The sequence below is a fragment of the Pseudomonas luteola NBRC 103146 genome, from assembly GCF_002091675.1.
Taxonomy (GTDB): domain Bacteria; phylum Pseudomonadota; class Gammaproteobacteria; order Pseudomonadales; family Pseudomonadaceae; genus Chryseomonas; species Chryseomonas luteola.
The window spans coordinates 460,532-471,454 of record NZ_BDAE01000003.1 but is presented as its reverse complement, the minus strand read 5'-3'; the positions used below and the strand labels follow the sequence as shown (position 1 = coordinate 471,454).

The 10,923-nt window shown below is 55.8% G+C and carries 8 protein-coding genes; 4 read left to right on the top strand and 4 right to left on the bottom strand.

Annotated features, from left to right (window positions below; translation table 11 throughout):
* Positions 1-108 precede the first annotated feature (108 nt).
* From PLU01S_RS06655 to PLU01S_RS06640, 4 genes are all read right to left on the bottom strand, one after another.
* Positions 109-864, bottom strand: a complete 756-nt coding sequence (locus tag PLU01S_RS06655; protein ID WP_010797260.1) for a FadR/GntR family transcriptional regulator — start codon at positions 862-864, stop codon at positions 109-111.
* 73 nt (positions 865-937) lie between these two features.
* Positions 938-2,680: an ABC transporter ATP-binding protein/permease gene (locus PLU01S_RS06650; protein ID WP_074822678.1), complete on the bottom strand. Its 1,743-nt coding sequence runs from the start codon at positions 2,678-2,680 to the stop codon at positions 938-940.
* Positions 2,681-2,824: 144 nt separating this feature from the next.
* The gene (locus tag PLU01S_RS06645) at positions 2,825-3,382 is read right to left on the bottom strand and encodes a response regulator transcription factor (protein ID WP_010797258.1); all 558 of its coding nucleotides are present in this window, start codon (positions 3,380-3,382) and stop codon (positions 2,825-2,827) included.
* Between the two features lie 21 nt (positions 3,383-3,403).
* Positions 3,404-4,663, bottom strand: coding sequence for an ATP-binding protein (locus tag PLU01S_RS06640; RefSeq protein WP_074822681.1), 1,260 nt, complete (start codon positions 4,661-4,663; stop codon positions 3,404-3,406).
* A 128-nt stretch (positions 4,664-4,791) separates the two neighbouring features.
* Here PLU01S_RS06640 and PLU01S_RS06635 point away from each other — a divergent pair, with 128 nt between their 5' ends.
* The 4 genes from PLU01S_RS06635 (at position 4,792) to PLU01S_RS06620 (ending at position 10,913) form a co-directional block, all read left to right on the top strand.
* Positions 4,792-5,541, top strand: a complete 750-nt coding sequence (locus PLU01S_RS06635; protein WP_139208699.1) for an SIMPL domain-containing protein — start codon at positions 4,792-4,794, stop codon at positions 5,539-5,541.
* 300 nt (positions 5,542-5,841) lie between these two features.
* Positions 5,842-7,443 (top strand): ABC transporter substrate-binding protein, encoded by a 1,602-nt coding sequence (locus PLU01S_RS06630; RefSeq protein ID WP_074822685.1) that lies wholly within the window; start codon positions 5,842-5,844, stop codon positions 7,441-7,443.
* A 69-nt stretch (positions 7,444-7,512) separates the two neighbouring features.
* Positions 7,513-9,111 carry an ABC transporter substrate-binding protein gene (locus tag PLU01S_RS06625; RefSeq protein ID WP_074822688.1) on the top strand — a complete coding sequence of 533 codons (1,599 nt, stop codon included), beginning with the start codon at positions 7,513-7,515 and terminating at the stop codon, positions 9,109-9,111.
* Between the two features lie 209 nt (positions 9,112-9,320).
* Positions 9,321-10,913, top strand: a complete 1,593-nt coding sequence (locus PLU01S_RS06620; protein WP_074822691.1) for an ABC transporter substrate-binding protein — start codon at positions 9,321-9,323, stop codon at positions 10,911-10,913.
* Positions 10,914-10,923: the final 10 nt, after the last annotated feature.

The following is a 10,923-nucleotide window of genomic DNA, read 5'->3' as shown; positions in this document are numbered from 1 at the left end:
CCCTGGCCTGACGGCATACAGAAGTTGATGAGACGGGATATCGCCCGTTGTCAGTCATCGTACAAGTATAGATTCCAGGGTACAACTCCCCTTACACAGATTTTTTAATCAGCGTGAATTCTGGCCTGTTCCTACCTCTTCATTGGCTCGACGTAGTCGCTCGCGACTGTTGGTTAGATGCAGGCGCATCGCTGCACGTGCCGCATCAGTGTCCTGCCGAGCGATAGCGTTGTAGATGTCTTCATGCTCGCCATCCAGGCGCAGCTGATAGCGCTGCTGATCATCGTGAGCCAGATAAGCCGAGTTGAGACGGGTGCGGGGGATCAGAACGCTACTGAGGTAGGTCATGATGTCGCTGAAATAGCGATTGCCCGTGGACATGGCGATCTGCAAATGAAACTGCAGATCGAAACTGACAGCCTCGGCAGGCTGCTCGGTGCGCGCCTTCATTTGATCCAGCAGACGACGCATCTCCTGAAGCTGCTCGTCATTTCGGCGCTGCGCCGCCAGGCCGGCAGCCTCAACTTCCAGACTGATTCGCAACTCAAGCATTGCCAACACATCACGCAAGGTTGTGATGGTAGCCGGATCGATGAACAGAGGCCCTTCGGCAGGCCGCTCAAGCACAAACGTACCGATCCCGTGGCGCGTTTCGACATGCCCTGCAGCCTGCAGGCGCGAGATCGCCTCACGAACCACCGTTCGGCTGACGCCCTGCTCCTGCATGATGGCCGACTCGGTCGGCAGCTTGTCGCCGGGTTTCAGGTCGCCGTCACGAATACGAGCCTTCATGACCTCGACAACGTTTTCGGCCAGACTGCGAGACTTTTTACGTGGGCGAGGAGTCACGTTACTGTTTTGCATAAGGGTTCATTCAGGGCGTCTTGGAAATATGAACCATAATAGCGTAACCGCGTTGTAGGATGACCCTATTAATCTAAAGTTGGGCACTTTCATAGACAGTAACGTCCTTGAGAATGCCCTCCTCCAGGCGCAAGATCCGCTGATGGAAGCGTTGCAGACTGCTTCGATGCCCTACACTCACCAGTGTTGTATCGGGTAAGTGCTCTCGTAACAAGGTGTACATGGCGGTTTGATCACGCTCATCCAGGGCAGAAGTCGCTTCATCCAGAAACAGCCAGTGCGGTTGGTACAGGATAGCCCGAGCAATGGCCAGGCGCTGTTGCTCTCCAGGAGAGAGGCGCCGTTCCCAATGGTTAGCCTCGTCCATGACAGAAACCAGATGCGCCAGACGGCATTGCCTTAGCACGCTCTCGAGGCGCCTTGGCGCATGCTGAACTTCCCCAGGATAATTCAACGCAGCCCTTAATGTTCCAATAGGCAGGTAAGGTCGTTGCGGCAGAAATAGGCATCGACCAATCGGAAGACTTACTGTCCCGCTACCATAGGGCCACAGCCCTGCGATAACCCGTAGCAGGGTGCTTTTGCCACCCCCTGAGGGACCGCTGATAAGCACATGCTCGCCTGACTCAATGCGGCCGCTAATAGGGTCGATCAGTGAGTGCGTCTGGTTGGCCAGCGAAACCTGGAGCCTGTCGAATACCAATGCATCCTCGCCGCGCTCCAGCGTAATGGCGGAAGCCTGAGCCTCATGCCTGTGCATGGTATCGCGAAAACTCAGGATACGATCAGTTACAGCACGCCAGTTCGCCAATTGCAGGTATGCGTCAATGAACCAGCTCAAGCTGCCTTGAACATTACTGAACGAGTCGCTGATCTGCATCATGTCGCCAAGCTGGATCTTGCCACTGAAATAGCGCGGTGCCGAAAGTACGGCGCCAATGATGACGGCAATCTGCGAGTAGCCGGAGGTAAAGAAGGTCAGACGCTTCTGATAGCGCATCAGCATCCAAAAGTTGCCCCAGACGTGCCCGAATCGTTCCTGGAGCCGTTGCTGCTCGTTCTGCTCGCCGTTATAGAGTGCAATGCTCTCGGCATTCTCCCGGACACGAATCAACCCAAAACGCAGATCCGCTTCATAGCGCTGCTGCTGATTGCTAAGGCCAATCAACCGTCGACCAATGTAATGCGTCAGAACGGTGCCGATGGCGGCATACAGTACTGCAGCCCAGAACATGTAATGAGGAACGGTGATGCCAAACAGCTCGATACTGCCTGACATAGTGATCAGGATGACAGAAAAGGAAATCAGGCTGACGATGGTGCGGATGAATCCCAACCCCAGGGAGAGCGTCATGTCCGTAAAGCTGTTCAGATCTTCGGCAATACGCTGGTCCGGGTTGTCTGCGCCCCCCTTCTGCTCCAAGTGGTAATAGTTGCGGTGCCTAAGCCATAGCGAGAAATGCTGCTCGGTCAGCCAGCGTCGCCACCGGATGGTAAGCATCTGGGTCAGGTAAAGCCGGTATACGGCCAGCAGAATGAACAGGGCCGCCAAGCCGCAAAAATACAAAATAAGACGCGTAAAGGACTTTAGATCATGATTTTGCAGGGCATCGTAGAAATACCGGTTCCAAGTATTGAATACCACTGACAAGCCGACACCCGCCAGCGAAAGGACTATCACAGCAACCAGCAACAGCCAGGCTTTCTTTCTTTCTTCACTGCGCCAATAGGGTATCGTCAATGCCCAAACGCGGGACAGGAAATGGCCTTTGGTCGAACCATACACAGGCGGTACGGGAGTCTCTTTTTCTCTCATCGCTCCAGCTCGGCAAGCACGTAATAACGTAACCAAAGGCCATCATAGGGCAGCCAAGCTGAATGGTTTCTGTCACACCAAACGTAACAAAAGATTTCTGTTCATTTTTATCAATCCCCTTCCAGCCGGAAGGGGATCAGCTGATCAGCGGCGAACCGGACGCTTCTGCAACTTGCGCTGCAAAGTACGACGGTGCATTCCAAGTGCACGTGCCGTTGCCGAAATATTGCCGTCGTGCTCGTTCAAGACTCGCTGAATATGCTCCCACTGCAACCGATCAACCGACATCGGGTTTTCCGGCACCAGACTGTCCACATCGGCATGCTGGGAAAGTAGCGCGGTCAACACATCATCTGCGTCGGCAGGCTTGCACAGATAATTCGTAGCACCACGCTTGATCGCTTCGACCGCCGTGGCAATGCTGGAATAACCGGTAAGAATCACGACGCGCATGTCGGGATGCAGCTCAAGCAGCTTGGGCAACAGGACAAGGCCGGAATCGCCTTCCATTTTGAGATCCAGCACGGCGTAATCCGGTAGATCCTGCTTGGCCAGCTCGTAGCCCTCTTCTGCCGAGCCCGCGACCGATACGCGCAGCCCGCGACGATCCATGGCCCGTGCCAGGACGCGGGTAAAAGTGGCATCGTCGTCGACCAGCAGCAGATGGGGCTGCTCATCGTCATGTTGAATGTTTTCGCTCATTGTAATCCTCGCGACAGCAGTTCAGACCAATGGATACTGACGTGGCAGACGCAGCTCGGTCAGCGTGCCGCCTTCTTCATGGTTATACAGCTTCACTGTACCACCGACACGGGTCACACTCGCCTGACTCAAGAATAACCCTAGACCAAAGCCTTTACCCTTGGTCGTAAAGAACGGTTTACCGATCTGCTCGGCAATGGCCAGCGGTACACCCGGGCCACGATCTCTGATGGACAGGCATATTTCCGCGGCATTCCACGACAGGGTTACCAGCAGATTATCCGGACAGGCATCAGCAGCATTGTTCAGCAGGTTAAGAAGCGCCTGAGTCAGATCCGTGGGTGGAATCAAACGAGGCGCTGCGCCTACGCTTGGACATTCAAAGCGGTAACTGACCTCGGGCCGCATCAGATGCCAGCGACTCAGTACGGCTTCCAGCCACTCCAGTGCCGTTTGCTCATGAATAGTTTGACGGCGATCCGCTTCAGCGGCGCGCACCAGCTGCTGCAGGGTTTCCTTACAGAGCTGAACCTGATCCTGTAGAAGCGACAGGTCTTCCTGCAGCTCAGCCTTATCGGTGTACTCCTGGCGGAGCTCCTTGAGCAGTACGCTCATGGTCGACAATGGCGTACCCAGCTCATGGGCAGCGCCAGCGGCCTGCGTGGCCACCGCCAGCAGCTGCTGATCGCGCATCCCCTGCTCACGGCGCTGGGCCTGCAGCAGCTCTTGGTGGCGGAGCGCTTCAGCCATTTTGGCGACGAAAAAGGTGATCAGTGCCGCCGATAGCGCAAAGCTCAGCCACATGCCGTAACTCAGAATCTCGCCACCTGGGTTGATCAGAAGTTGCAGTGGCCGGAACCAGATCAGCATGAACGTGAAGCTGACCAAGGCAAGGCCCGCCAGCAGCAACGTGTAGAGCCAAGGCAGGGTTGCCGCCGCAATGGTCAGCGGCACCAGGTAGTAGGACACGAAGGGATTGGTTGCCCCTCCGGCATAGTAGAGCAGCACGCTGTGGATAAGCAGGTCGAAGGCAAGATGCGCCGCATACTCCTGCTCGGTTACAGGCCAGTCTCGACTCAGGCGCAGCGCAGTGATGCCACAGAGTAGCGCGGACAGACCTAATGTGGCGCTGATAGCCAGCCATGGTAGCTCGACGATATCGGAGAGCCAGGCAGCCCCTACCGAACCGGCTTGGGCAGCCAGCACCAGTACGCGAATGAGAACAAGACGACCCAAGTTTTGACGACTAGCGGATAACCACTGCACAGGAGATTCAAACATGTATTTATCCAGGGGCGGCGAGTATAACGGTGGCTCTGGCCCATTTCTGTCCGCAAGGCGCGACATAGCGCCGCACAAACCCATAGGATAGAACGGAAGTCACTGTTAATGAACGAAAGGAGTCCATGATGCCTGTCTTTTCCCGTCTCGCCACCTCACCTGCCTTGACTAAACATTTGTCCAGAGGGATGGCATCGATCATGGCAGCGGGTGCACTGATCAGTGTTTCCCATGCAGCACAGGCCGAGGAGCCTCGTTACAACCAGATCAGCCTGCGCGCAGAAGTCAGCCAGGATGTTCCGCGAGACCGCATGCAGGTAACGCTTTATACCGAACAGCAAGGTAATGACCCTGCCAAACTGGCGGCGGACATCACCAAGGCGCTCAACGAAGGGGTCGAGGCTGCGCGCAAGGTCAATGGCGTCGAGATCAGTCAGGGAGGGCGCAACAGTTTTCCGCTGTATGACGATAAACGCCAGACCATTACCGCCTGGCGCGAGCGTGGTGAGCTTCACTTGCAGAGCAGTGACTTTGCCAGCCTTTCCCGCCTGACAGCCGACCTGTTGGGTACCCTCAAAATGGGCGGCATGACCTTTACTGTTGCTGACGAGACGCGCAAGAAAAGTGAAGATGCCCTGCTCAAGGAGGCCGTCAACGCCTTCAAGGCACGTGCTCAACTAGCAACCGATGCCCTGGGCGGTTCCGGTTACAAGCTTGTGAATCTCAACCTGATAACCAACAACACTACCGGCCCTATGCCCATGATGAGAATGAAGACTATGGCTTACGCTGAAAGCGCACCCAGCCAGGATATCGAAGCAGGTACTAGCGCAGTGTCTATCACGGCCGATGGTGTCATTGAAGTGCAGACGCCCTAAATTAAAGCAAAGACCCCGCTTGCATCGCTCCAATTTGGTGCAAAACACACCTGCGGTAACACAATTTGGTGCTGTTACCGTAGGAACAGTTTCATTTTTCCGCTCTAGCTCGCCTATTTTTATATTTTTGCGACACAAACATTCAGCGTTACTCCACAACCTGCCGCTGACTCGTCAGTCATCCTATTACAGGCATATCTCCTGCATAGCGTCCGCCCAATGACCCAAAAAGTCTCAACTGTTTCTGTATGACCCAGACGTATCCATCGCCTGAGTCGACATCAGCCAACCGAGGTCTGCATGCATAAGAAGTTACTTTCATCTCTCATTGCGGCTGGTTTATTGGCCGGAACCCCATTTGCTCAGGCAGCCAGTAACCTGGTTTTTTGCTCTGAGGGCAGCCCGGCAGGCTTCGATCCTGCACAGTACACCACCGGAACGGACTTCGATGCCTCTGCTGAAACCATGTTCAATGGCCTGAGCGAGTTCGAACGCGGCGGCACCAAAGTGCAGCCCGGGCTTGCAAGCAGCTGGGATGTCAGCGAAGACGGCAGGACCTACACCTTTCATTTGCGCAAGGGCGTGAAATTCCATACTACGGAATACTTCAAGCCGACCCGCGAATTCAACGCAGACGATGTGGTATTCACTTTCGAGCGCATGCTGGACAAGAACAGTGCGTTCCGTAAGGCCTACCCTACCGAGTTCCCCTATTTCACTGACATGGGCCTCGATGAAAACATCACCAAACTTGAAAAGGTGGACGACTACACGGTACGCATGACCCTGAAAGAGGTCGACGCGGCGTTCATTCAGAACTTGGCCATGCCATTCGCTGTGATCCAGTCTTCGGAGTACGCCAACCAGCTCCTCAAGTCCGGTCGGCCCAGTGACATCAACCAGAAGCCTGTCGGAACAGGCCCATTCGTCTTCAGCCGCTACCAGAAAGATGCGGTCATTCGTTTCAAGGCCAACAAGGATTATTGGGATCCGGAAGAAGGTGCCAAGGTGGACAACCTGATCTTCTCGATCAGTTCCGACGCCTCGGTCCGCATGCAAAAGCTCAAAGCCGGCGAATGCCAGATTACCGTTTACCCACGCCCGGCCGACCTGGAAGGGCTCAAGAACGATCCCAACCTGAAGGTGCCTTCACAGCCCGGCTTCAACGATGGTTATCTGGCGTACAACGTTCAGCATCCACCACTGGACAAGCTCGAAGTCCGCCAGGCGCTGGACATGGCTATCAACAAGAAGGCCATCATCGACGCGATCTACCAGGGCGCTGGCCAGATGGCGGTCAACGGTATGCCGCCGACCCAGTGGTCCTATGACAACAGCATCAAGGATGCCCCCTTCGACCCGGAAAAAGCCAAGGCGCTCCTCAAGCAGGCTGGCGTGAAGGAAGGAACGGAAATCACTCTCTGGGCCATGCCTGTTCAGCGTCCCTACAACCCGAATGCACGTCAGATGGCCGAGATGATCCAGCAGGATTGGGCTAAGGTGGGCATCAAGGCCAAGATCGTCAGCTATGAATGGGGCGAGTACAACAAGCGCGCCAAGGCCGGTGAACATGACACCCTGCTGATCGGCTGGTCCGGCGACAATGGTGACCCGGACAACTGGCTGGGCACCCTGTACGGTTGCGATGCCATCGGCGGTAACAACTACTCTCGCTGGTGCCAGCCGGAATACGACAAGCTGATCAAGGCCGCCAAGCGCACCACCGATATGGACGAGCGGACCAAGCTGTATATGCAGGCTCAGCAGATCCTGAAACAACAGGTTCCGATTACGCCGATCGCGCACTCGACGGTATTCCAGCCAATGCGCAAGGAAGTCCAGGACTTCAAGATCAGTCCCTTTGGATTGAACGAGTTCTATGGCGTAAGCGTCAGCAAGTGATTGGCGGCGGAGCGTTCGTAGGGTAAAACCCCGAACGCTCCGCTTTACTTGACTGACGGGAATTCATCCATGCGTACGTCCTTCGCCCTCTCCTTTCTTACTGCAAGCCTGCTTGCAGCCGCTCCGCTCGCCCAGGCGGCGAGCAATCTCGTGTATTGCTCCGAAGCCAGCCCGGCCGGTTTCGACCCTGCTCAGTACACCTCCGGAACCGAGTTCGATGCGTCTGCCGAGACGGTATTCAATCGCCTGGTTCAATTCGAGCGTGGCGGCACTACCCTGACACCGGGGCTGGCCGAAAAGTGGGAGATTTCTCCAGACGGCAAGGTTTATACCTTTCATCTGCGCAAGGGCGTGACGTTTCATACGACCGACTACTTCAAGCCGACACGTGAATTCAATGCCGACGATGTCGTGTTCACGTTTCAGCGTATGCTCGATAAGGAGCACCCGTTCCGTAAGGCCTACCCGAGTGAATTCCCCTACTTCAGCGACATGGGCCTGGACAAGAACATCGCCAAGATCGAAAAGCGAGACGATTACACCGTTGTCTTTACGCTGAATCAGACCGATGCCGCCTTTGCCTCGGACCTGGCCATGAGCTTTGCCTCCATCCAGTCAGCCGAATATGCCGACCATTTGCTCAAGCAGGGCAAAGCGGCCGATATCAACCAATACCCGATTGGTACCGGACCTTTTGTATTCAGTCGCTACCAGAAGGACGCGGTCATTCGTTACAAGGGCAACAAGGATTACTGGAAGCCCGAGGACGTCAAACTCGACAACCTGATCTTTGCCATTACGACGGACGCCGCTACTCGCCTGCAAAAACTCAAGGCGGGTGAGTGCCAGATCAGTGGTTATCCACGTCCGGCAGATATTGCCGAGGTCAGGAAAGACCCCAACCTGAAGGTGCTTCAGCAACCCGGTTTCAACCTGGGCTATTTCGCCTACAACGTTCAGCATCCGCCGCTGGACAAGCTCGAAGTCCGTCAGGCATTGGACATGGCCATCAACAAGAAGGCCATCATCGATGCCGTCTACCAGGGTAATGGAAAGCTCGCCACCAACCCCATGCCACAGGCGCAGTGGTCCTATGACGACACGATCAAGGATGCCCCCTACGATCCGGAAAAGGCCAAGGCGCTCCTCAAGAAGGCCGGTATCAAGCAAGGCACACAACTCAACCTGTGGGCCATGCCGGTTGTTCGCGCCTCCAACCCCAACGCCCGTCTGTCTGCACAGATGGTACAGGCGGACTGGGCCAGGATCGGCATCAAGGCCAACATCGTTACGTATGAGTGGGGCGAATACATCAAGCGTGCCCGTCAAGGTGAACATGATGTAATGATCTACGGCTGGACCGGAGACAATGGCGATCCGGATAACTGGCTGGGCGTTTTGTACAGCTGCGATGCCGTCAACGGCAGCAACTACTCCAAATGGTGCGATCCGGCCTATGACAAGCTGATCAAACAGGCCAAGATCAGCAATGATCGAGAGGAGCGTATTCGCTTGTACAAGCAGGCGCAGCACGTGCTGAAGGACGCCGTACCGATTACACCGATCGCCCATTCCATCGTTTATCAACCCATGCGCAAAGAAGTCCAGGACTTCAAGATCAGCCCCTTCGGGCTTAGCGCGTTCTATGGCGTCAGCCTTGCCCGATGAGAGGCAGGCTGTCCTGTATTGCCGCCGGCGACGTGCTCGATCAGCACGCAGGCAGCCGGTTTGCCGGATTTCCTCTGGTGCGACGCTTTACCCGAGCGATGCCAGCGGACCCCGGCAAGGACACCTTCCGCCGATACCCATCGACGGGATTGCAAGCGGTTACAGTCGCAACCCGACTGTTACCGCCTCACCATGGAGCCTAACGAAAGATGAAAGCTGCATTCAGGCTGAATACCTGTCTGTTGGCGGTTGCGTTGGCAACGGCTGTACAGGCACAAGCCAAAACGCTGGTGGCATGTACCGAGGCCAGTCCGGAGACATTCGATCCGGCGGTTCACTCCTCGCGTTATACAGCCGATGCGGCAGATGAGCCTCTTTATAACCGGCTGGTGGAGTTCAAACCCGGCACGACGGAGCTTCAGCCGTCACTGGCCGAGCGGTGGGACATCAGCCCGGATGGTCTCCAGTACACGTTTTACCTGCGCAAGGGTGTGAAATTTCATAGCACCAGCTACTTCAAGCCTACCCGTGAGCTGACGGCCGATGATGTAATCTGGAGCTTCGAGCGTCAGATCGATCCCAAGCACCCCTGGCACGAATTAGCCAGCAAAGGCTTCCCCTTCTCCGACTCGATGGAGATGAGCAAGATCATCGACCATATTGAAAAGGTCGACGACCATACGGTGCGCTTTGTTCTTCAACATGAAGAATCGCCCTTCCTGGCTGATCTGGCCATGGGTTTTACCTCAATTCTCTCAGCTGAATATGCTGATCAGCTGCTCAAGAGCGGAAAAACTGATGATCTGGGGTTCAAACCGGTAGGTACGGGACCTTTTGTTTTCGAGCGCTACAGCCGCGACTCGCAGGTGCGCTACAAGGCCAACTCCAACTATTGGGACGGTGCGCCAGCTGTCGATCTGGTACAAGCCATCACACTGGACTCCAGCGTGCGCCTGCAGCGTCTGAAGCGAGGCGAATGCCAGATTTCACTGACCCCCAAGCCGTCAGACGTTCCGGCGTTAAGAAAAGACCCCCATCTGAAAGTGCTGAGCGTCGAGGAGCTGACCATAGGCTTCAATGCACTGAACGTAACGCACAAGCCACTCAGCGATGTACGCGTCCGTCAGGCCATTGCCATGGCAACCGATCAGGAGGGTACGATCAAGGCCCTGTACGGTGAAGGCGCAGCCAAGCCGGTCTGGGGTCCCTATCCCCCTGCCATGCTGGGCTATAACACCGATATCAAACCCTGGCCGTATGACCTGGAAAAGGCCAGGCAGCTCTTGGCCGAAGCGGGCTACCCCAACGGGCTAGAGCTGACCTATATGAGTTCTACCGGGTCAGGCCCCTCGGGAAATACCTTGCGAGTCGCCCAGCTGTTTCAGGGAGACATGGCCAAGATCGGTATCAAGGTCAATATTCGCCAGTATGAATGGGGCGAATTTGTTCGTCGTGGCAAGCAGGGTGAACACGATATCCTCAGCATGAGCTGGGTCAGCGACAATGCCGATCCGGACAATTTCATGTCACCCAACCTCACCTGCTCGGCAGCCAAAAACGGCGAGAACCGTGCACGCTGGTGCAATGCCGAGTTCGACTCGCTGGTAGAGCAGGCTCGCCGTACCAGTAATCTGGACAAGCGCGCTGAGCTCTACCGCAAGGCCCAGGAGATCTTTCACAACGAAATCCCCTGGATTCCCACCTCACAGCCTGTGAGGAACGTTGTGACACGCAGCAACGTCAGCGGCTTTGTCATGAGCCCTCTGGGTAAAAACGATTTTTCAACTGTGCGCCTGGATTAAGCGCTTTTCC